This is a genomic window from Streptosporangium sp. H16, assembly GCF_051918855.1.
Classification (GTDB): domain Bacteria; phylum Actinomycetota; class Actinomycetes; order Streptosporangiales; family Streptosporangiaceae; genus Streptosporangium.
In genome coordinates this window covers 1-22585 of the sequence record NZ_JBPXMD010000057.1, presented here as the reverse complement: position 1 = coordinate 22585, position 22585 = coordinate 1, and the positions used below count along the sequence as shown (strand labels likewise).

At 67.8% G+C, this 22585-nt stretch carries 17 protein-coding genes and 1 pseudogene; 9 read left to right on the top strand and 9 right to left on the bottom strand.

Features of this window, described 5'->3' with window-relative positions:
- Positions 1-121: 121 nt before the first annotated feature.
- Complete coding sequence (locus ACTOQ2_RS41585; protein WP_440107171.1) at positions 122-301, bottom strand: hypothetical protein; 180 nt, start codon at positions 299-301, stop codon at positions 122-124.
- A 116-nt stretch (positions 302-417) separates the two neighbouring features.
- Here ACTOQ2_RS41585 and ACTOQ2_RS41580 point away from each other — a divergent pair, with 116 nt between their 5' ends.
- From ACTOQ2_RS41580 to ACTOQ2_RS41570, 3 genes are all read left to right on the top strand, one after another.
- Positions 418-1692, top strand: a complete 1275-nt coding sequence (locus ACTOQ2_RS41580) for an MFS transporter (protein ID WP_440107169.1) — start codon at positions 418-420, stop codon at positions 1690-1692.
- 436 nt (positions 1693-2128) lie between these two features.
- Positions 2129-3160 (top strand): permease, encoded by a 1032-nt coding sequence (locus ACTOQ2_RS41575; protein ID WP_440107167.1) that lies wholly within the window; start codon positions 2129-2131, stop codon positions 3158-3160.
- Positions 3161-3254: 94 nt separating this feature from the next.
- Entirely contained in the window at positions 3255-4082 is an 828-nt protein-coding gene (locus ACTOQ2_RS41570; protein WP_440107165.1) for a TIGR03943 family putative permease subunit, read from the top strand.
- A gap of 43 nt (positions 4083-4125) precedes the next feature.
- On the opposite strand, the gene ACTOQ2_RS41565 is transcribed toward ACTOQ2_RS41570, so the two are convergent.
- From ACTOQ2_RS41565 to ACTOQ2_RS41550, 4 genes are all read right to left on the bottom strand, one after another.
- The gene (locus tag ACTOQ2_RS41565; RefSeq protein ID WP_440107163.1) at positions 4126-4494 is read right to left on the bottom strand and encodes a hypothetical protein; all 369 of its coding nucleotides are present in this window, start codon (positions 4492-4494) and stop codon (positions 4126-4128) included.
- A 77-nt stretch (positions 4495-4571) separates the two neighbouring features.
- Positions 4572-5423, bottom strand: coding sequence for a hypothetical protein (locus ACTOQ2_RS41560; protein WP_440107161.1), 852 nt, complete (start codon positions 5421-5423; stop codon positions 4572-4574).
- A gap of 50 nt (positions 5424-5473) precedes the next feature.
- Positions 5474-5635, bottom strand: a complete 162-nt coding sequence (locus ACTOQ2_RS41555; protein ID WP_440107159.1) for a hypothetical protein — start codon at positions 5633-5635, stop codon at positions 5474-5476.
- A 147-nt stretch (positions 5636-5782) separates the two neighbouring features.
- The gene (locus ACTOQ2_RS41550; protein WP_440107158.1) at positions 5783-6019 is read right to left on the bottom strand and encodes a hypothetical protein; all 237 of its coding nucleotides are present in this window, start codon (positions 6017-6019) and stop codon (positions 5783-5785) included.
- 464 nt (positions 6020-6483) lie between these two features.
- Here ACTOQ2_RS41550 and ACTOQ2_RS41545 point away from each other — a divergent pair, with 464 nt between their 5' ends.
- Positions 6484-6798, top strand: a complete 315-nt coding sequence (locus tag ACTOQ2_RS41545) for a hypothetical protein (protein ID WP_440107156.1) — start codon at positions 6484-6486, stop codon at positions 6796-6798.
- A 133-nt stretch (positions 6799-6931) separates the two neighbouring features.
- On the opposite strand, the gene ACTOQ2_RS41540 is transcribed toward ACTOQ2_RS41545, so the two are convergent.
- Positions 6932-7171 carry an integrase core domain-containing protein gene (locus tag ACTOQ2_RS41540; RefSeq protein WP_440107187.1) on the bottom strand — a complete coding sequence of 80 codons (240 nt, stop codon included), beginning with the start codon at positions 7169-7171 and terminating at the stop codon, positions 6932-6934.
- A 197-nt stretch (positions 7172-7368) separates the two neighbouring features.
- Here ACTOQ2_RS41540 and ACTOQ2_RS41535 point away from each other — a divergent pair.
- The 3 genes and pseudogenes from ACTOQ2_RS41535 to ACTOQ2_RS41525 all read left to right on the top strand — a co-directional run.
- Positions 7369-7673: pseudogene (locus ACTOQ2_RS41535) on the top strand (integrase core domain-containing protein); the annotation flags it as partial.
- A gap of 1276 nt (positions 7674-8949) precedes the next feature.
- Positions 8950-11283: a WD40/YVTN/BNR-like repeat-containing protein gene (locus tag ACTOQ2_RS41530; RefSeq protein ID WP_440107154.1), complete on the top strand. Its 2334-nt coding sequence runs from the start codon at positions 8950-8952 to the stop codon at positions 11281-11283.
- Between the two features lie 1144 nt (positions 11284-12427).
- On the top strand, positions 12428-15271 hold the full coding sequence (locus ACTOQ2_RS41525; RefSeq protein ID WP_440107152.1) for a carbohydrate-binding protein: 2844 nt from the start codon (positions 12428-12430) through the stop codon (positions 15269-15271).
- A 211-nt stretch (positions 15272-15482) separates the two neighbouring features.
- On the opposite strand, the gene ACTOQ2_RS41520 is transcribed toward ACTOQ2_RS41525, so the two are convergent.
- Complete coding sequence (locus ACTOQ2_RS41520) at positions 15483-16478, bottom strand: glycoside hydrolase family 11 protein (RefSeq protein WP_440107150.1); 996 nt, start codon at positions 16476-16478, stop codon at positions 15483-15485.
- Between the two features lie 572 nt (positions 16479-17050).
- Between ACTOQ2_RS41520 and ACTOQ2_RS41515 the strand changes: the two genes are divergently transcribed.
- Positions 17051-18079 carry a polysaccharide deacetylase family protein gene (locus ACTOQ2_RS41515; protein WP_440107148.1) on the top strand — a complete coding sequence of 343 codons (1029 nt, stop codon included), beginning with the start codon at positions 17051-17053 and terminating at the stop codon, positions 18077-18079.
- Positions 18080-18260: 181 nt separating this feature from the next.
- Here ACTOQ2_RS41515 and ACTOQ2_RS41510 read toward each other — a convergent pair whose 3' ends face one another.
- Positions 18261-20012 carry a cellulose binding domain-containing protein gene (locus ACTOQ2_RS41510; RefSeq protein WP_440107146.1) on the bottom strand — a complete coding sequence of 584 codons (1752 nt, stop codon included), beginning with the start codon at positions 20010-20012 and terminating at the stop codon, positions 18261-18263.
- A gap of 778 nt (positions 20013-20790) precedes the next feature.
- On the opposite strand from ACTOQ2_RS41510, the gene ACTOQ2_RS41505 reads away from it, so the two are divergent.
- Positions 20791-21978: an endo-1,4-beta-xylanase gene (locus tag ACTOQ2_RS41505; protein ID WP_440107144.1), complete on the top strand. Its 1188-nt coding sequence runs from the start codon at positions 20791-20793 to the stop codon at positions 21976-21978.
- A gap of 193 nt (positions 21979-22171) precedes the next feature.
- Here the strand turns inward: ACTOQ2_RS41505 and ACTOQ2_RS41500 are convergent.
- Positions 22172-22585, bottom strand: a 414-nt coding sequence (locus tag ACTOQ2_RS41500) for a cellulose binding domain-containing protein (protein ID WP_440107142.1), incomplete at its 5' end; no start/stop codon positions are given.

Sequence of the window (22585 nt, the reverse complement as noted above, 5' to 3'; positions counted from 1 at the left end):
ATGCCCGCACCCGGGGTCTCATTTCGCGACTAGCGCCAGGCCACCTTGGCGAGCGCCACCGTGGCGTGGTTGGACGAGTGAACGGACGCGTTGCGCGCCTTCACCTTCAGCTTCTTGACGGTCATGCCGAATCACCTCCTTTCATCAGATAGAGGACAGGGGCCTCGGACACTCCGCTCAGCGGCACCGCGGTGACCGCCTGGGAGCGCACGAGACGTTCGCGGGCATCGCGGCAGGCGAGGAGCTCTTCATCGAGGCCGGTACCGACGATCCGGCCCCGTTTCAGCAGCGCCTCGTTCACCCCTGTTGTCCGTGATGTCCCTACAAGAAGTAGTGAAAATGAAAACCAAAGTCAAGACTTGATCTTTGGCGGCCCAGCAATGAAAATCATCACCATTCGATCGTCGGGGGTCACCGGTGGAACCTGCCCGCACTCTGCGCGAGCTGCTCGTCCGTAACCGCGACCTGCGCATGCTCTGGCTCGGCAACCTCGTCAGCGTGTGCGGCGGGTGGTTCTCCGCCGTCGCGGTGTTCGCAATGGTCTACGAGTACAGCGGGGCCGGCCTGGCTGCCGGGCTCACCCTGGCCGTGCGCTACCTGCCGGGCGTGCTGGCGGGGGTCTGGGGCGGTGTGCTGGCCGACCGGGCCGACCGGCGCGCGGTGATGCTGGTGACCGACGTGCTCATGGCGGTGCTCGCCGCCGCGTTCCTGCTCGCCGACGACCCGGAAAGGCTCTGGCTGGTCTATCCGCTGACCTTCGCCTCCGCCGCCGCTGGCTTCGTCTTCCAGGCCGCCCGCAGCGCCTGGATGCCCAGCCTGGCCCAGCCGCAGGAGTACCCCCTCTACGCGGCGGCTGTGCAGGTCAACAGCCTGGTCTTCCAAGCGCTGGGCGGCCTCACCGGAGGCCTCGTCGTCACAGCGGTGGGCTGGCGGTGGGCTTTCGCCGTCAACGCGGCGTCCTTCCTGCTGTCGGCCGCGCTCACCGCGACGGTCCGCTCCGGCGACCGGTCGGCGGGCGCTCCCGCGCACGGCTGGTGGCGCTCCCTGCGCGAGGGGGTCGCGGTGGCCGCGCACAACCGCGTCATCGCCGCGCTACTGGGGCTGGAGGCGCTGTTCTGCCTCGGGCTGGGCGGTGCGATCACCGCGATGACCTACCTAGCGCTGCGTGTGCACGACCTCGGCGAAGGCGGCACCGGGTGGTTCTACGCAGTGCAGGGAGCCGTGGGTGGTGTGGTCCTAGTGGCGGCCGCATCCCGGATCCGCGCCATGAGCCCGCGTGGGCGCCACCGGGTCATCGGATGGTCGTGCCTGGTCGAGGGCGTGCTCACCATGCTGCTCGGCCTGCCCTCGGGCGTGCTGCCCGCGCTGGCGCTGTGGGGGCTGGTCTCGGCCGCCGAAGTGGTGTACGGCCCAGCGGCCATGACCACTTTGCTGACCGCGACGCCGAATGAGACCCGCGGGCGGGTCACCTCCCTGTGGAGTGCCACCGCGACCTTCAGCCTCGGTGTCTCGTCCGCCCTCACCGGCATGCTCATCGACCGGCTGGGCGTGAGCGTCGTCTTCGCCGTCCTCGGCCTGGTCATGGCGGTCGCCGGTGGGGTCTGGCTGGTCGCGGGCATCCGCATCCGGCCGTTCACCCCCGTCGAGGTGGGAGACAAAGATGCGGCGCAGTCGGCGCGAACCGGCCGCTGACCGTCGCCCACGCCCGCAGAACCTACGGTGCGCCGCACCCGTGCACACCGTAAGCGGTGTGGGCCTTTCGCTGCCTTCCGCAGTGATGGGATCAAAACCGCCGATAAAGACGCTCGGACAGGAGCCGAGCAGGCGGGGCGATCGTGCCGGATTGTCCGCACTATCCGTCCGATCACGAAGCAGAGCCAAGCACCAGGAAGGGACCTCGCATGCGTTGGCGGACAGTCAACATCGGACCCAGCCGAGCCGCTTGCGACCGAACCGCGTCTGCAGTGTCAGCCCCCTGGCCACACGGCGCAGAAACGGCATGCCAGACCTTACGTCCCGGTGATCGTCTCACTGATCACGCCACCGTCAGAAAAACTCATGAAACAGGACCTAACTACCGATCAAGGTAGCGAAAGGAACACCACTGTGATCTGGCACGATAAAGCGCATGTCTGAGCTTCGAACCGGCTCGCAGGACACGCGGGCCGATGACGAGGGCCCATTTCCCCCTGACTCCTGGGGACGTGAAAATTCCGCGAATCATGCTTTGCCCTGGGGGTTCGCGCTCGTTGTCATCCTGCTGGTGGTGGGCCGTCTCGCTCTCGCGCCGTACCTGACGGCGCCCGCGTTGCAGACGTGGGCCACGATCTTCGTGGCGATCTGCGTGCAGGCGCTGCCGTTCCTGGTCTTCGGGGTGGCGCTGTCGGCGGCGATCACGGCGTTCGTCCCGGCGTCGTTCTGGACCAGGGCGCTGCCGAAACACCCGGCCGCCGCCGTGCCGGTCGCCGGGATGGCCGGGGCCGTGCTGCCGGGGTGCGAGTGCGCGTCCGTCCCGGTCGCCTCGGGCCTGATGTCCCGCGGGGTGGCCCCGGCCGCCGCGCTGGCGTTCCTGCTCGCCTCCCCCGCGATCAACCCGATCGTGCTGGTCGCGACCGCCGTCGCCTTCCCCGGCCAGCCGCTGATGGTGCTGGCCCGCTTCGGCGCCTCCCTGACCGTGGCGGTGCTGGTCGGCTGGCTGTGGCTGAGGTTCGGCCGCGCCGACTGGCTGCGCATTCCCTTCCGGCCGCACGGCGACGGCTCGAAATGGGGGCGGTTCGGGGAGGCGATGCGCCACGACCTGCTGCACGCGGGCGGGTTCCTCATCGTCGGCGGCCTGGCCGCGGCCACCCTGAACGTCGCGGTCCCCCGCGAGTGGCTGAACGCGATCGCCGAGGTGCCCTGGCTCGCCGTCCTGGTCATGGCGCTGCTGGCGGTGCTGCTGTCGATCTGCTCGGAGGCCGACGCGTTCGTGGCCGCCTCGATGACCGCGTTCTCCCCCACCGCCAAGCTCGCCTTCCTGGTGGTCGGGCCGATGGTCGACCTCAAGCTGATCGCGCTGCAGACCGGCACGTTCGGCAAGGCCTTCACAGTGCGGTTCGTCCCGGTGACCTTCGCCCTCGCCGTCCTGGTGAGCGTCGCATTTGGCTGGTTGCTGCTATGACGCGATTCTTCGCCACCCTCTCGCTCCGCGCCTCCGGGCAGGCCGACGGCTCGGCCTCGGGCCCCGGCACAATGGAAGGAACCCGCGCCCCCCGATGAACCGTGTGACCCAGAACCTCGTCCTCACCCTGCTGGGCGGCGCCGTGCTGCGGATCTCGGCGTTCTCCACGACCTATCTCAACTACGTCAAACCCGGCTTCCGGCCGTTCCTGATCGGCGCCGGGATCGTGCTGGTGGTGTTGGGAGTCATTGGGTTGCTCCAGGCGTCCCAGACGAAGGAGAACCCGACCCACGACGAACCACGCGACCATCCGGATGGCCAGGATCGCCCACCCGCCGACGACCACCCGCATGATCACGACCGGCCCGGTGCGAGCGAGCACGGGCCCGCAGACGGTGATGGTGGCGGGCACGACCACGCGCACGGCGGCCCCCGGGTCGCGTGGCTGCTGTGCCTGCCGGTGTTCGCGATCTTCCTGATCGCGCCGCCCGCCCTCGGCTCGTTCGCCGCCGCCCGCGACGACACCCCGCCGCCCCGCGACCAGACCCTGAATTCCTTCACCCCGCTCACCGGCACCGGCCCCGTGGAGATGACCGTCGGCGACTTCATCGGCCGCGCCTGGGACGACGACAAGAAATCCCTCACCGGCCGCGAGGTCAAGCTGACCGGCTTCGTCTCACCGGCGAAGAAGAAGGGGCAGTGGTACGTCACCCGCATGCAGATCGCCTGCTGCGCCGCCGACGCGTTCCCGCTGAAGGTCGCGGTCAGGGGACTGCAGGAACCACCCGCCGACACCTGGGTCGAGGTCACCGGCACCTGGATCCCGCAAACCTTCGGCACGATGACCACCGGCGTCGTCTACCCCCAGATGACCGGCAAGAGCCTCACCAGGATCGACGCCCCCGACGAGCAATACGAGTAGCGCCGAAAAGCGCGTATGGGCTCAGGCTCGCCTTCCCGAGCACTTAACCACCGATCTCTCGGCCCGCGTTCAGTCGCTGTGGCCGTCGAGTCGGCCGCCCCGTTCGGGGGGCGGTCACAGGGAACAACCCCAGCTGCTCGTCGGCGGGCTCCTGCGTGGTCAGTTTCAGGCAGCGGCGGCAAGTGACCGGGCCCCGGTCCGGATGGGCCGCGCCTGGGCCCCAGCCGCTCACCTCGACCATGCACGCCGGGCCCGGCATCCGCTCGGTGCCCAGCCAGCGGGTCATCACGACGGCGTGCACGATGCCTGAGGAGCGCACCCGAAGGTTGGAGCCGTCGGCGTAGGCGGCCCGCGCCGCAGCGGCGATCGTGGCCAGCGCCTCATGCAGGCCTGGCGCGCTCTCCTTGGTCATCAGTCCTCTCTGCCGAGGGTGGCGGCCTGCCGTTAACAACTGCGGCCGCCACCCCCTGAACGCGCTTGATCACGGGTCTAGACCGTCTCGATGCCCGCCGTCTCGGCCCAGGAGCGGATCGAAGCCGTGTGTTCGCCCCACCGCTCTGGGGCGACCTGGCCGTCGGTGGTGATGTGCAGGACATCGGGATGGCCGAAGGAGCGCATGATGTCTCCGACCAGGTAAGCGGCGGTAGATACCAGCTGGGGGGTGTCGTCGGCGAGTTCGTCCAGCGGGGCGGCTCGTTCCGCTGTCGCTCCGGGCCGGACGAAGCGTCCCAGCCGCCTCATCTCCCCAGATCCCATCGTGCCGAGGTCCATACTCGCCGGGGCGGCGTCTCCCACTCTTACTCGAATCAGCGCGTTCCCTCCGGCGTAGGCGTAGTCACGCGCGTACCGGGCGAGGAACCGGACACCGGACAGCACAGCGAAAATGAGGGAGCGCTCACCGAGACGGCAGATCAGGTTGTCTTCTTGCCCGTTGCGGCGATTCTGCTGGTTGGCGTCGGTCAGGTGCATGGCGAACACGCCGGCGCCGTCGGTGTACAGCTGGGCGGTGCGGATCTCCACCTGGTCGTCGTCTCCGAGAGGGACGCCGGTGTCCAGTATCAGGCAGCGGGGACCGGGGGTGATCTGCTCCCAGGCGTTCAGGCCGTCCGACAGCAGCACCGGATCCTTGTCGCCGAACTCGTGCTTGAAGGCGGTGAAGGTGTCCCAGTTGACGACCATGTCGCCGGGCAGGTCCGGCACGAAGGACACCACCACCCAGCCTCCCGAGCGGATGGCGCACCGGTTGCGCGTGACCTTCTCGATGTCGTCGACGCGGCTCAGCTGATCGCGGGCAAGAGCGAACCGTGCCCGATACCTGGTGGCGAGTTCGGCCTCGGACATGTTGGTGGTCTTGTGGCCGATACGCCGTGGCCACCGATATCCCTCGTTGATCAGAACGCCGTGCGGTGCCTGGGGCTGCGGGGAACGGCGATGACGTAGCAGCCGATGCCCTCGTGGTCAGGGTCGGGGACCGGGATCACCTCGAACTCCGCGTACGGGTGGACGTGGTCGCCGATGAGGCTGAGCAGGCGGGTGTGCTCCTTGTCGGACAAGGAGACGCCGGGCAGGTCGGTGAGCTGCGCGTCTTTATCCTCGTCGGCACCGACGATGATGACCGCCTTGGGTGTTGGCCATTGCCACGACGTCGCCGCCAGTTGTCGGACAAGGAGACGCCGGGCAGGTCGGTGAGCTGCGCGTCTTTATCCTCGTCGGCACCGACGATGATGACCGCCTTGGGTGTTGGCCATTGCCACGACGTCGCCGCCAGGCTTGTGGCGGTCGCTCGGCTGAGTTCCGTATAGGAGCTTGTAATCCAGGTCGGCCGCTTCGCGGACCTTGGCGTCCTTGAGCTTGAGGAGATGCTTCCACGTGAGGGACTCGGCGGTGATCTGCGCGCCCAGCAGCTTCTCCAGCCGCTGAGATCGAAACGTACTCATGAGCGGGCACAGTACGCGCCGCGGGCGACAACCTCGCGTCCTTCGCCCTGGCTGATCACCTACCGACTCCCAAAGTGCCGGCTACCAGAGCAAATGAGCCGAACGCCCGCGCTCGGTCCCCTCCTCGCGGTGCTTGGCGCGACGCACCAGGCGGCACGGTATCGGCCCGCAGGCGTGGCCCTGGCCGGGGCCGCATGCGGCGGTCCTGACCACCGCTCACCGGCGCCAAGCCAAAGCGGCGTTTCTTGCGAAAGCGACTACGTCCCCTCATTACCGCCTCTTCTAGAGATAACGTTCTAGGGGAGCATTCGGGAGGAATCGCGGTGACATCTAGCGTTTACCACGCGGGGCTGAACCTCACGCTCAACTTAACCAAACCTGATCTTGGGCACCCTTCCCTGCCGGGCCTCTGGGCGGCTCTGCGGGCCGACAAAAGGCCCGTACTCGAACGGTAACTACAGTGCATGGAATGCATGCAGACCCGACCGAATTGTCCAGAATGGATGTTTCTTACTGAACGCGACGGAGTGCACTTCGCCAGCCATTACAACCGAAACATCAAAGATCATTCTTCACAGGGCGAAAGCGACCGGCACAAGGCGTTCAAGGAGCGCATCGCCGCTGCCGCTGAGCTGGGCGGACACGTGGTTGAGACGGAAGATCGGGCCGTACACGGCAAGCGCCGGACAGACGTCCTCGTCAAGGGCGCCGACCTGACCATCGGATGGGAGATTCAGCTCTCATATGCGACTCTCGCGTCCGTCCGGAAGCGCGCCTAGATCGCGCGCGGTGACGGTATCACGCCCTTGTGGGCGATCACCGATCCGACTGCCCCATTCATTGATCAAATGCCATGGGCCCGAACCGACGACATGCCTTGGCTGGCAATCCCCTGGAAGCGTGGAGACTTTTCTATGCGGCGATGAGCTGCTGACGCCTCTCCGTGCTGGCCGCTCTGGCGGCGGTGATCCGCTGTTCGTAGACGATCGGTGGTAGCCCGTCGGCGGCACTGTGGCGACGTTGGGTGTTGTAGAAATCAGCGATCCAGGTGGCGATCTTCAGGTGGGCCTCGGCCCGGGTGGCGAACCGGTAGCGGTAGACGAACTCGACCTTGAGCGTGGAGTTCAGCGATTCGGCCGCCGCGTTGTCCAGCGCGCAGCTGAGCTTCCCCCCGCAGGACGGACACCTCGTCTGAGTCGGCCTTGTGTCCGGAAGATCCGGGGCGCCTCATTGGCTCGGCCAACGGGATAAACAGCTCACCGAGGCGGGCCACCTGCTTGGGGACGATTCAGTCGTTGACCCAGGTGCCGCGCCGCTCACTGTCGATCGGTCACGTCCACGGACGTGGCGCCGATCATGGGAAGCAGTACACCTCGGCCGAGTTCGCCAGGGTCTGCGCCGAGCTCGTGTGCGTCAGTCCAGGGGAGCCGTCGGGTCCAGCGTCGACAACGCCGCGGCAGAGACGTTCGACACCATGTTGAAACGCGAGACGCTGCAGGGCGCCACGTACTGGTCCTCGGCGCGCGAGGCCCGCCTGGCCGTCTTCAAGTGGATCACTCACTACAACATCCGCAGGAGACACTCCACCCTGGGTTATCTGAACCCGATCGACTACGAGCAACAAACCGTCGATAGGGTGCTGCTCGCCGTATGACAACCGGTGTCCACACCTTGGGGCGAGCCCCCGGCTTCTCAATATGGTGGCGCTCGCCGACGTACGCGGCTATGGGAGATCCGCTGTGCTTCGCCCAGGGGCGTAATCTTGAAGGGCACAACGCTTTACGAGTTACTACTGCTGGGAATTCTTGCGTTAGCAGGGCAGTCCACATGGTTGTCCGTCGCACGGCTCTTCACGTAAGTGCAACGCGAATCGAACGAGACCTCAGAGCCGTCACCCATTGAACATGACCAGGCTGAAGGGCTGGGCTGCCCGATGGCCGACAGCACCGCCTTCCTATCGCTGGCCGGCAACACCGCCTTCCTGTCGCAAGAAGAGATGCCGCCGTAACGTACCGCTCCCGTCTTAGAGTTCTCGGAGGCACTCATAGTAGCGGGCGATGAGGTTTTAGTAGCAGGCGGTGAGGTTTTCGGACTCGCAACAACGGGCAGTTGCGGATCAGTCGCATCCTGGAGAAGATCGTTCTGGTACGCGAGGAAAGAAATCAGCAACCCTGGTGCCGCTAGGACTAGCGCAAGTATCGCAGACACCTCTGCCAACAGTGTTAACAGGGACTTCTGATTTTTCTCGTTCAACTCCGCCCCACCCCTGGTCGCTGACCACTATTGAGAGGCTACTCCCGAACCGGCCTCAAAATGCTTTACCTGGCCGCCGTCGTGATGATCGCGTGGATCCTCCTTGGAGGGATCGCGACGTCGGGAACCATCGTGACCCTTCCGTCTCGTGGCCCGGCCGGTATCCGCCCTCATGTGGAGTCACGGCCACGGTGTTCCCTCTTTGTGGTCTCTGCATAAGTATGACTAATCGACCGGCCATCCGCCGGGGCACGTTTTCACAGCAGAGCCTTGTACGGCCGCGGAACGACGGGCGACCGCTTCGGTCACCTGGCGATGAAATTTACAACGCGGTGCGTCTGGGGCGAGATAGCAACGCACCAGTAAGACGGCGGTGGATTCCTACGCACCGGATGAATACGACTCAAGCGTCCCTTGGCGGGTCTCGATACATCGCATTTGCTCCACAGCATCATCATCCGGCCTGAGAAATGACGGAGAAGGTGACCGGCGTGCGCCCAAGAGGTGAACGCCGACAGCATCCATGTCCCGGACGCACGGCGGACGTCCACGTGGATCATCCGTGTGCCCCCGACTCCCCGTCGGCCGGCTTCGTCCGGTCACCGGGGCGCGTCCCGGACGGTCCGGACGGTCCGGGCGGTGCCGCGGGATTCCCGTCATCGATCAGGAGAAACGGAATGGCGAGCAGTGGATCGGGTTGGCGAGAGGTCGTCAGAATCGTCACCTGCCTGGTGACGGCGGTGCTGTGTGCCTCCGTGGCGGTCACGTCGTCCGCACCGCCGGTCGCCGCGGCGTCCCCGTCGGATCGCTACACGTTCAGGAACGTGAAGATCGGCGGCACCGGTTTCGTGACGGGCATCGTCTTCAGCCAGGCGCGGAAAGGCCTGGCCTACACGCGCACGGACGTCGGCGGCATGTACCGCTGGAACGGCACCACCGAGTCGTGGACTCCTCTGCTGGACTGGGTGGGCTGGGACACCTGGGGGTACATGGGCGTGGCGAGCATCGCCGCGAGCCCTTCCAACGCGAACAAGGTGTGGGCCGCCGTCGGCATGTACACCAACGGCGTGGACCCCAACAACGGCGCCATCCTGCGCTCGCACGACAAGGGTGGCACCTGGAAGACCACGGTCCTGCCGTTCCACCTGGGCGGCAACATGTCGGGCCGCACCATGGGCGAGCGACTGGCGGTGGACCCGAACAACGACAACGTCCTGTACCTGGCCGCGCCCAGTGGGAACGGCCTGTGGCGCAGCACCGACGGCGGGGTGAGATGGGCGCGGGTGAACGGCTTCCCCAACTCCGGTGACGACCCGCAGACGCCCGGCGGCGCGGAGGACGCGGGCCTCGTCTGGGTGACGTTCGACAAGACCACCGGCCGCGCGGGCACCAGGACCAAAACCATCTACGTGGGCGTCGCGGACAAGGACGATCCGGTGTACCGCAGCACCGACGGCGGCGCGACCTGGGCTCCGCTGGCCGGCGCGCCGACCGGTCACCTGCCGCACAAGGGAGTGGTGGACCCGGTCAACCACCTGCTGTACATCGCCACCAGCGACACCACCGGCCCGTTCAGCGGCGGCAAGGGCGACGTGTGGAAGTACCACACCGTCACCGGCGCGTGGACGCGGATCAGCCCTGTCCCCTCCACCAGCGACGACAACTACTTCGGCTACTCCGGCCTGACCGTCGACCGCCGGAATCCCGGCACGATCATGGTCGGTACCCAGGTGTCCTGGTGGCCGGACGGCATCATCTGGCGCAGCACAGACTCCGGGACCACCTGGAGCCGCATCTGGGACTGGGACGCCTGGCCCAACCGCAAACTGAGGTACGACTTCGACGTCTCCGACACACCGTGGGCCACCATGGGCGAGCAGTCCAACCCGCCGATCCTGGTGCCCAAGATCGGCCAGGCGATCTCGTCGATGGAGATCGACCCGTTCGACTCCGACCACATGCTGTTCAACGGTGGTCCGGGCATCGCCGGCACGAAGAACCTGACCGCCTGGGACACCGCTGGCACCGTCGCCATCACTCCCGAGGTCGAGGGCCTGGAGGAGGGCGCGGTCCAGGGCCTGATCAAGCCTCCGGGTGGCGCGCTGCTCAGCGCCATGGGCGACGTGAGCGGCTTCCGCCACGACGACCTGAACGCGGCACCAAAGACGATCTTCACCTCGCCCGTCTTCACCACCACCAGGAGCATCGACTTCGCGGAGCGCAACCCGAAGGTCATCGTGCGGGCCGGTGACTTCAACGACGCCGACCGGCCCGGCGACAGCCACGCGGCGTTCTCCACCGACGGCGGCGCCACCTGGTTCCAGGGCACCGAGCCCGGCGGCGTGAACGTCGGCGGCAGCATCGCCGCCGCGGCCGACGGCGGCCGGTTCGTCTGGGCTCCGGGCGACTCGGGCCAGCAGGTGGTCCACTCGGTCGGCTACGGCACGTCCTGGACCCCCTCCACCGGAGTGCCCGCCAACGCGATCATCACGTCGGACCGGGTCAATCCCATGAAGTTCTACGCGTTCTCGAACGGCACCTTCCACGTCAGCACCGATGGCGGGGCCAGCTTCACCGCCACCGCCGCCACCGGCCTGCCGGCCTCCAACTGGAACCTGCGCGTCAAGGCGGTACCCGGGCGCGAGGGCGACGTCTGGGTGGCCGGCGGCGCCACCTGGACCACCTACGGGCTGTGGCACTCGACCGACTCCGGGGCCACGTTCACCAGGGTGTCCGGTGTGGAGCAGGCCGACAACATCGGCTTCGGCAAGGCGGCACCCGGCCGGGCCTATCCGGCGCTGTACACCGGCGCGCTGATCGGCGGGCAGCGTGGCCTCTTCCGCTCCGACGACGCCGGCGCGAGCTGGGTACGCGTCAACGACGACCGGCACCAGTTCGGCGGCACTCCCGAAGCGCTCACCGGCGACCCGGCCGTCTACGGCCGGGTGTACTTCAGCGGCTACGGCCGCGGCGTCCTGTATGGCGACCGATCCGTCAGACCCCCTCGGTGAGCGTGGCCGCAGGGACGCGCCGGCGCGTCCCTGCGCGTGAGCCGCGGTGGCTCTATATCCGGTTCCGGGTGAACGTTGCGGGGCTTACCGCTTCCTGCGCCGTGGAGGGTTGAGTTTCGACCAACAATGCTGGACTTTCGTCGTTCCACGACGAAAGTCCAATGAAGTCGGCCGTAACATCTGGACAGTCTGCACGTAACATTTTAAGATCGCAGCAGAATGACCGAATGAGCCGCAAAGATGGCGAAAGTTCAGGAGGTGCAGCGATTTGCGATTGCAGCACCGCACTCTTCGTCCCCCGCGTGGCGGGAGGTCGCTGCCCGAGGCCGGGATCGGTGGCCGACTCGAATCGCCGCGCCCGCGCGCGGCCGTCGGGCCGGAGCCGGAGCGGCCGGGAGCGAACCACCTCACCCGCAGGGCTCGGCACCGTACGGCGACGGCGGCCGAGGCAGGCTCGCGGGCCCTACCGATCGCCGGGTTTCCACGGCCCCGGCTCACCCCGTACTCGTACCACCGCACCTGATCACGCGGTTCCACCGACCGCGGCCCCGCACCGCGGCCGGTGATCGGCCGGCCCCCACACCCCCCCACACCCCCCTCGAATGCCTGGAGGTCGCCATGCGACTGCCGATCCGCCCCACCGCGACCTGCTGACGGCCGGCGCGGCGCCAGGTGGCGCCGCGCCGCCGGCACAAGGGAGACAGCCGGGTCGGCGAGGGCGAACGCCGACCGCTCCGCCGACCCGGTCCCGCTCGCCACCCGCCGGTGGAGGCCGGTACGCGCCGACAGCACCGGCGCTCACCGTTTTCACCGGTCACCTGCTTCCCCGGCCGGCGAGCGGGACGATCCCCGCGTCCCATCGTCATGGCCAACCGCGACGGCCGGCGACGGCCGCCTTCGTGATGCCCTCCAACGTGTCCGCCCGCGGCCGCTTGACGGTTCGCCACGGCTCCCGCAGCGCTCAAAGCCTCAAAGGCGAGGCGACTCACAACCTCTGACAAAGACCTGTTGACTGTTTTACCCATAGCAGTCACAGTTTGTCCGAACGACGTCGCCGAGGGATTTCCCCCGCCTCTCCGCGTCGTTGGCGTGATCGGCGCACGCCTGTATGGACTCGTACTACAGGAAGCGAGCACCACCGATCATGTTAAGGAAACTCGTCGCATGCGTCGCCGCACTGGCGACCGCCCTCAGCCTGGGTCCTCCACCGGCACAGGCCGCACCGAGCACCGCCTCGAAGGCAGCGGCGCCCGCGGCACTCGCGGCGCCCGGCTACACCCAGGTGACGTTGGCCAAGGGCGCGGCGGAGACCGGCGAGCCGATGGGCCTCACCGTCCTGCCCAACCGGGGCGTGCTGCACACGTCGCGCGACGGCACGATCCGCTACACCGACGTGCTGGGCAACACCAAGGTGGCGCTCACCATCCCCGTGTACACGCACGACGAGGAGGGCCTGCAGAGCATCAAGGCCGACCCGAACTTCGCGTCGAACCGGTGGGTGTACGTCTACTATGCGCCGCCGCTGTCCACTCCGGGCGGTGACGCGCCGGCCTTCGGGACGGCGGCCCAGTTCGCCCCGTTCAACGGGGTGAACCGGCTGGCCCGGTACACGGTCAACGCGGACCACACCCTCAACGCGGCCTCCGCGGTCACCATCCTCGACGTCCCCACCAGCCGCGGCATGTGCTGCCACGTCGGCGGCGACATCGACTTCGACGCGGCCGGCAACCTCTACCTCTCCACCGGTGACGACACGAACCCGTTCGACTCCAGCGGCTACACGCCGATCGACGAGCGGACCGACCGCAACCCGGCCTACGACGCGCAGCGCACCTCCGGCAACAGCAACGACCTGCGCGGCAAGGTGCTGCGGATCAAGCCGAGCTCGGGCGGCGGCTACACCGTCCCGGCGGGCAACATGTTCGCGCCCGGCACCGCGAACACCCGGCCCGAGATCTACGCGATGGGGTTCCGCAACCCGTTCCGGATGAACGTGGACAAGGCCACCGGCATCGTCTACCTGGGTGACTACGGGCCGGACGCGGGCAGCGCCAGCGCCACCCGGGGCCCGGCGGCGTCGGTCTCGTTCGAGCGCATCACCCAGCCCGGCTTCTACGGCTGGCCGTACTGCTCGCAGTTCAACGTGCCGTACATCGACTTCACGTTCCCGTCCGGCCCCTCGGGCGCCGCGTTCAACTGCGCCGGCGGGCCGGTGAACAACTCGCGCAACAACACCGGCATCACCCAGCTCCCGGCCTCGCGCGCGGCCTGGCTGCCGTACGGGGTCGGCCAGGACCGGTCGGAGCTGTGCTGCGGAAGCTGGTCGCCGATGAACGCCCCGGTCTACAACTACGACGCCGAGCTCGTCTCGGACGTGAAGTTCCCGGCGTCGATGAACGGCAAGGTGTTCATCGGCGAGTTCGGCCGGCGGTGGATCAAGACGGTCACCCTGAACGCCAGTGGCGGGGTCGGCTCGATCGAGCCCTTCCCCACCTGGACCGGCACCCAGGTGATGGACATGGAGTTCGGGCCGGACGGCGCGCTGTACGTGCTCGACTACGGCACCGGATGGTTCGGCGGCGACGCCAACTCGGCCGTTTACAGGATCGAGTACAACTCGGGCACCGGCCAGGCCCCGATCGCGGCGATCAACGCCAACCCGAAGGCCGGCAACGCGCCGCTCGCCGTGCAGTTCAGCTCGGCGGGGAGCACCGACCCGGACGGCGACCCGATCACGTACGCGTGGGACTTCACGACGAACGGCAGCACCGACTCGACCGCGGCGAACCCGTCGTTCACCTACACGGCCAACGGCACGTACACGGCGACGTTGACGGTGAGCGACAACACCGGTCGCAGCGCCACGGCGAGCACCACGATCAGCGTCGGGCAACCGACGGTCGCCCTCAACCTGCCGCTCAACGGGCGGGTGTTCAGCTTCGGCGACGCGGTCCCGTTCCAGATCAGCGTCACCGATCCGAACTCCCCGACCGTCGACTGCAGCCGAGTGAAGATCAACTACATCCTCGGCCACGACAGCCACGGCCACCAGATGACCAGCGCGACCGGCTGCTCGGGCACCATCCAGACCCCCGTGGACGGTGAGCACGACGCCAACGCGAACATCTTCGGCGTCTTCGACGCGGAGTACACCCCGGTCGGCTCGACCACGGCCGTCCACGCGCCGCAGGCCGTCCTGCAGCCGCGGACCCGCCAGGCCGAGCACTACGGCGCCCAGCAGGGCGTCCAGATCGTGGCCAAGCCGTCGGCCAACGGCGGCAACGCGGTCGGGCACATCGAGAACGGGGACTGGATCTCGTTCACGCCGTACAACCTGACCGGGGTCACGTCGTTCACGGCCCGGGTCGCGTCGGCCGGCGCCGGCGGCACGCTCACCCTGCGGGCCGGTTCGGCGACCGGGACGGTGGTCGGGACGGCCACGGTCGCGCCGACCGGCGGCTGGGAGACGTGGGTCAACGTCACCGGCACCGTGACGCCGCCGTCAGGGACGACGAACCTGTTCCTGGTCTTCACCGGTGGCACGGGCTCGCTGTTCGACGTCGACTCCTTCACGTTCACCAGCGGCACCCCGCCGACGTCGACGAACCTCGCGCTGAACAAGCCGGCGACGGCCTCCAGCGTGGAGGCGGCCACCTACCCGGCCTCGGCCGCGGTGGACGCGTCGGCGACGACCCGGTGGTCCAGCGCGTTCTCCGACCCGCAGTGGATCCAGGTCGACCTGGGCGCCACGTACACGATCAACCGGGTGCGCCTGGTGTGGGAGGCGGCCTACGCGTCGGCGTACCAGATCCAGACCTCGCCCAACGGCACGACCTGGACCAACGCCCGGTCGGTGACCGGGGGCAACGGCGGTGAGGACAACAACACCGGCCTGAGCGCCTCCACCCGGTACGTGCGCATCTACGGCACCACCCGGGGCTCGGTGTACGGGTACTCCCTGTTCAGCTTCGAGGTCTACGGAAGCTGAACACCACGGCGGGCCTGATCCGCCCTGCCGGGTAACGCCGCCGCGGGGCGTCCGAACGTCGGACGCCCCGCGGTGTCGCCTGTTCCCGGATTTCGCGGGATCCCCGGCATTGTCCCCGGATTTCGCGGGATCCCCGGCAGCGGACCGCCCTCGACGGCGCGGCGGTGGTGGGCCGCCGCGCCGTGGAGGTGGTGTTCCGGGCGTGCCGAGGTCAGCCCGCGCTGCAGGAGACCGTCGGCCAGGTCGAGTTGCCGTTGCGCTGGATCGTCACGCCCCAGTTGTTGCCGTTGCCGTTGGGCCTGGCGGTCAGCACCTGGGCGCTGGGGTAGCTGGCGCTGATGTTCCAGGTGGAGAGGACCTTGGCGGGGGACGGGACGTTCATCGTCACGGTCCAGTTGCTCGAACCGCTCACCGCGACGTTGAGGTTGTAGCGGTCACTCCACTGCTCGCCCGCGGAGAGCGACGCGGTGCAGCCGCCACCGCCGCCACCGCCACCGCCACCGCCGCCGCCGCCGGAGGAGCCGCCCACCGTGATGTTGGAGTTTCCGCTGCTCTGGTAGCCCTCCGTCGCGAGGATCATGTAGTCGTGGCTGCCCAGGCTCATCCCGTTACGGGCCCACGCGTCGAAGTGGTTGCCGGAGGTTATGGTCCCGCCGGTCTTCTTCGACTGCCGGACGCTCCAGTACTGGTTGAAGGTCCTGGTGCCCTCGATGGAGGGGGCGTTGTATCGCGTCGTCTGGTAGATGTCGTACGTGCCGCCGTCGCTGGTGACCGTGCCCTTGTACGTCCCCGTGGGCCGGTAGGTGCCCCAGTTGTCGACGATGTAATACTCCACGAGCGGATTTCTCGTCCACCCGTACAGGGTGAGATAGGCGTTGCCGGACGGGTTGAAGCTGCCCGAGTAGTTCACGCTTCTGCGTCCGCCGGTGCTCCAGCCCTTACCGGCGACGAAATTCCCGGTGTTCCTCCATGAGGTGCTGTAATTGCCGCCGGATCCCAGTTCCATCGAGACCGTTCCCTGACTGTCGGTCCAGAAGGAATAGAAGTAGCCGTTGTTGGTGCCGGTCTGGTTGGTGGTGATGGCCGCGTAGGCAGGGCCGGGCAGCACCGCCACGGCCATGGCCAGCGCCACGGCGCAGACACGGCCGACAAGCGATCTGGTACGGCCATGCCCGCGGCTTTTCTGGGGGGCTGGGGCATCGTTCATATGCGTGCTTCCTCCTCGTGAGGGCTGGGGCAGGCAGCGTGATACGACCCGGCGGGGCCTTGCGGTGGCCAGGGTGACGTCCACCGCGTGGTGGAGTCGTACAACGCGGCAGGGCTGGGCCGGTCGTGCGGTCGACGACCGGAGGACCAGGCCGCGCGGCGGGTGACCCGGATCGGCAGCGGTTAGGGCCTGTCGATGGTGAGAGTGTGGATTTGACTCGGCAGACTGTCAACAACTTTCAGAAATGTATCGGAAACATGATCTTGAAAAGAATTCCCCGAGAGGGCATTTCGCCTGGTTAACGACCCCATTCGGCCAACCCGGGTCGCGACAGGTCAATGAAAGCTTCTTTTTCATGATCAAATTTCGACTGAGATGGCCGAAAGCTTTCGAAGCTTTCTTGACAGGTTTCGTGACGATACACAAAATGACTCACCAGGCAGGCCTGCTCGCCTCACCCGGGTGACCGGCGGGGGAATCGCGGCTCAACGATCCTGTGTGTCCGGTACGCGTTACGCCGCAGCCGTACGTGCGTCCGTCCTTACCGATCGATGTTCCAGTGGAGGAACAGAGTGATCGACAACGCAACCATCACCGGCGGAAGCCGGGTACGCCGCTCACGCATCCGGAGTTCACTCGTGATGGGTCTTCTCACCGTCCTAGGCGCGGCGTTCGCCGTGGCCTCCTCACCCGCGGCCCAGGCCGCCGACTGCGGCGCCGGATACGTCGGGCTCACCTACGACGACGGCCCCAACCCCGGCAACACCGCCAACCTGCTGAACGCGCTACGGCAGAACGGCCTGCGCGCCACCATGTTCAACACCGGGCAGAACGCCCAGAACAACCAGGCCCTGGTTCGTGCCCAGCGAGACGCCGGCATGTGGATCGGCAACCACAGCTACACCCACCCCCACCTGACCACCATGAGCGGCTCCCAGATCCAGTCGGAGCTCCAGCGGACCCAGCAGGCCGTCCAGCAGGCCACGGGGACAGCGCCCAGGCTCTTCCGGCCTCCGTACGGGGAGACCAACGCCACCGTGAGGTCGGCCGCCCAGCAGCTCGGCCTCACCGAGATCATCTGGGACGTCGACTCCCAGGACTGGAACGGCGCCAGTACCGCCCAGATCGTGCAGGCCGCCGGACGGCTGCAGAACGGCCAGATCATCCTGATGCACGACCAGTACGCGACGACGCTCAACGCGATCCCGCAGATCGCCGCGAACCTGAGAAGCCGCAACCTGTGCGCCGGCATGATCTCGCCCTCCACCGGCAGAGCCGTGGCACCCGACGGCGGCACCCCGACCGACCCGCCGACGAACCCGCCGGGTGGCGGAAACTGCACGGCCACCGTCACCGCCGGCCAGCAGTGGAGCGACCGGTTCAACCTGTCGGTCAACGTCTCGGGGAGCAACGGCTGGATCGTCACGGTGACCCTGCGCGGCGCCCAGCGAGTGAGCGCCACCTGGAACGGCAGCCCGAGCTGGGACGGCAGCGGCAAGGTCATGACGGTGCGCCCCAACGGCAGCGGCAACACCTTCGGCTTCACCGTCATGCACGGCGGCGACCGGACCTGGCCGACGGTCTCCTGCCGGGTGGGCTGACGCTCCCGGCAGGGCGGGGCCGGCATCAGGTGCTCTCCGCCTGACCACCCTGAGCCCCAGGGAGAGCCTTCGCGCGAAACAGGGTGCCCGCTGTCGGCGAGCTCGGCGACGTACCGCCCCACCGGGCGAGGGCGCCGCCGCTCCCCCTTGCTCGGGGGAGCGGCGGCGCGCCGTCGTCGGGTCAGGAGACCCCACATGTCAGTACCGGTGTGGCAGCGGCTCCGTTGGCGGTGAATCCGAACGTGGTGGTGGCGTTGGCGGCGAGGCTGCCGTTCCAGGTCTCGTTCCGGACGGTGACGGCCGCTCCCGAGCCGGACCGTACGCCTCCCCACAGCTGCGTGATGGACTGTGAGCCGGGCCAGGTCCAGCTCACCGTCCAGCCGTTGATGGCGCTGGAGCCGGCACGCACGGTGACGTTGGACTGGAAGCCATTGCCCCAGTCGTTCACCGTCTGGATCGTTACCGTGCACCCGCCGGGGACGGGGGTGGGAGTGGGGGTGGGAGTCGGGGTCGGAGTGGGGGTGGGGGTCGGGGTCGGGGTCGGAGTGGGAGTCGGGGTCGGGGTCGGAGTGGGAGTCGGCGTGGGAGTCGGCGTCGGCCCGCCGATCACGACGGTCGTGAGGGAGCGTGGCCTGAGGGTGACGGCGCCGCCCGTGACCGTGGCGCGCGTGAGCGAGTTGGAGTTGTCGGTGACGTAGGCGGTGGTGCCGCTCTGCAGGCCGTCCCAGGTGACGGCCGAGTTGCCGGTGTTCAGCACCCCGACGACCTTCGATCCGTCGGAGTTGAGGAACGCCGACACCTTCAGCGACGAGTTGCTCGTCGACGTGCCGAGCCGGACCGCGCCCGGCCGGATGAACCGGCTGTAGGCCGCCATCGCCCACAGCCGCTTGGACACGCGATATGTCCGCGCTGCCTGGTCGATCTGGATCAGCGCCCGGGTGGCTCCCGAAGAGCCCCCCAGCCAGTAGAGGTAGCCGCTGACGTTGCCGACGGTGAGAGCCTGATGGATGTTCTGGGCGATGGTGAAGCCGTCCTGGCCGCTCCCGTCGTCCCAGTTCTCGTTCCAGGTGCTCCCGTCGGGGCCCCATTCCGACATCCAGGTGCGCTTGCTCCCGGGTTGCGGGCTCGTTATCTGGCTGGCGTAGGTATGACCTGTGTAGGTGGACACCCAGCGGCGGGCCTCAGGGTCCGCCTCGATGGCGTTGGTGTACGGCTTGGCCTGGTCCCAGCCGAAGGAGTCGCAACATGCGATCTTGACGTCGGTCGCGATCGGGCCGAGGACCTTGACGAAGGCGGCGGCCTGGGCCGGAGTGAAGCGCATGGACTCGTAGGTCGCCGTGTAGTCGGGTTCGTTGGTGAACCCCAAGTCCGTGATCTTGATACCTTCCTGCGCGTAGAACTTCGTGTACTGCATCAGGTACCGGGCGTAGGCCGCGCGCCACTCGGGCTTGAGGGTGCCGCCGTTGTTCTCGCTCCCGTTGTCCTTCATGTAGCCGGGGGCGCTCCAGGCATTGGCGTAGAAACGCTCCAGGCCGTACGACTGCGCGACCTTGGCCACCCACACCTGGGCGCCGTCGTCGCCGTCCCACACGTATCTCGGCGTCGCGTCGGGTCCACCCGGGTTCTGCGGCTGGATGGAGACCATCTTGTCGTACGGGCTGCCGGCCGGCGAGGCGCCGATGCCCAGGCGCAGGATGCTGAGCCCCGCGCCGGTGTCGCGGTCGAACCACAGGCGGAAGACGTCGTTCTGCTGCGCCGTCGACAGGCTGCGCAGCAGTTCACCCCGGCGGAAAGCCGTGGAGACGCCGAAGCCGTCCATCTCCTGATAACGCACGCTGTCTGAAACGGTGATGACAGGCGCGGCTGCGGCCTGCCCTGCCGCGGCCTGCCCGGCCACGGCCACCAGTGACGTGCCGAGAAGAGCGATTGCCATGACGATCCGTACCACGGACCCTCCCGAGATCGTGCCATCCGGATGCTGCTAGCAGGTGAAGCTGGTCTGACTGAGGCGGCTCAATGGTTTCTGTGGCTGTTCATCCCGCTGTGTACCTGGCTCGCCGACGAGAGTTTCCTTCTCGGCCGCCACCGCCCCGAGCGTGATCGCCGCGACGGCCGCCGTCGGCCCGAGAAGGGCGATCACGGAGTGTTTGCGCTAACAATTGAGAAGGCGGTGCGTTCCGCTCGGCACCCAAGTGTGGGAAAAGGTCCGGAAAGGTGTCAAGGACACGCCTAAAAGTTTCGGGCGTCTCGTTTCCGCGCGGACGCGGCGAACTGCGAACATCGCATCCTCACCATGTGAGATATCAGCCTCTCCACCAGCGAAAACCCGCCTTGCCAGGTCGAGGTTGTCCAGCGGGACCGCCTGGCCGGCGGAAGGTCGGCGGTTCTGAACGTTTCATTTCCCGCGATTCCCTGACGCCGGACCGTTGAGGTACGGCCAGGCCTGCGAGGCACCGGCGAGCCGGGTCTGACGACAGAGGCGCGCTCGCGATGAAGTTGTGGAGCACGCCTGGTCACGATGCCACCGGCCATCCAGAACCGGGCGATTGTGATGCCGTCGGCGCCCTCGCGACCGGGCATCCGCCCGCCCGCTGAGTGATTTTTGAAATATTTCGAGGTTCCAACATTGGCCTTTCCTCTTGTGGAAAGGTTTAATACGATTATTTTCGCTGCTATACCGAAAGTTTCGGGGATCGATTCCGAGGAGTCCCATGAAGCGTTTACTGACCGTCGGTACCACCGCGCTCATGCTGGCCGGCACGTTGAACGCCGTTCCCGTTCTGGCGGAAGAGCGGCCACCCAAGGTCGCCGAGCAAAGCCTGCGCGCGCTCGCCACCCGTCACGGTCTCGCCATCGGCACCGCGATCGACGTGGACGTACTGAACGACGCGGCCGATCCGCAGTATCGCGCGCTCGCCGCCTCGCAGTTCTCCTCCGTCACCGCCGAGAACGCCATGAAGTGGGAATCGCTCGAACCCACCCGGGGCGTGTACAACTGGGGCCCGGCCGACGAGCTGATCGACTTCGCCCGCAAGAACAAGCAGCAGGTCCGCGGGCACGTGCTGGTCTGGCAGAACCAGTTGCCTGCCTGGCTCACCCAGGGCGTCGAGGACGGGACGATCAGCAAGGCGCAGCTCCGTGAGATCCTGCGCGATCACATCACCACCGTCGTCAAGCACTTCAAGGGCAAGATCTCGCACTGGGACGTCGTCAACGAGGCGGCCAGCGACCCGTGGGACACCCCGTCGTCGATCCACCTGAAGGGCTTCTGGGCGCAGCACCTCGGCCCCGGCTACATCGCCGACGCCTTCCGCTGGGCCCGCGCCGCCGACCCGAACGCCCTGCTGTTCTACAACGACTACAACATCGAGGCGTTCGGCGACCGCGGACCCTCCGACAAGACCTGGTACGTCTACAACATGGTCAGGCAGCTGCGCGCGAGCGGTGTCCCCATCGACGGCGTGGGCAGCCAGGGGCACCTCGGCACCCAGTACGGCAACTTCGACGCCTTCCAGGCGCTCGAGGTGCTCGACGCCTTCTCCGACCTCGGGCTCGCCACGGCGTTCACCGAGGTGGACGTGCGCAGCCAGATGACCGACGGCGTGCGGGCGGGCGACTCCAACGAGATCAACCCCCGCCTCCAGGCATCGGCGGCGAACTACAGCGTGCTCCTGCAGGCGTGCCTGGCCAACCGGCACTGCCTGTCCTACACCGTCTGGGGGTTCACCGACCGGCACTCCTGGGTGCCCGGCTGGTTCTCCGACCCCCCGGAGGGGATGGCCACCCTGTACGACGAGTCCTACCGGCCCAAGCGCGCCTACAACGCCGTCAAGGCGGACCTGGCCTTCTCCGGGCCGCCCCACGTCCTGCCGAGGATTCCGCAGAAGCCCCGGCGATGAGCGGCGGCGGGGCGTCCGCCGACTCGGACGCCCCGCCGCTCCCATAAAGACCACTAAAGACCGCTCCGCTCCCCGAAAGACCACTCCGGCGGAGCGGAAAAAGCGGCTCACCCCCACGGGTGTGGGGGTGAGCCGCAGGACATGAAGCGACGCACGGGCCGGGCGGCGGAAACGCCGCCCGGCCCGGATCGGATCAGGGACTGGTGCAGGTGGCCGTGGGGGTGGCCGCGGTGCCGTTGGCGGTGAAGCCGAAGGTGGTCGACTGACCCGCCGCGACGGAGCCGTTGTACGCGGCGTTGCGGACGCTCACGCTGGAGCCGGACACGGTGTGCTGGCCGCTCCACAGGCTGCTGATGGTCTGCCCGCCGGGCCAGGTCCACCTCACCGTCCACCCGTTGACCGGCGCGCTGCCCGCGCTGACCGTCACCGTCGACTGGAACCCGCCCGGCCAGCTGTTGACCGTCGTGACCGTCGCCGCGCACGCCCCGGGACCCGGGGTCGGGGTGATGGTCGGTGTGGGGGTCGGGGTCGGGGTCACCGTTGGCGTGGGAGTCGGGGTGGGCGTGGGGTTGGGGTCGGCGGCGTTGAGGGCGTTCAGGACCGAGGT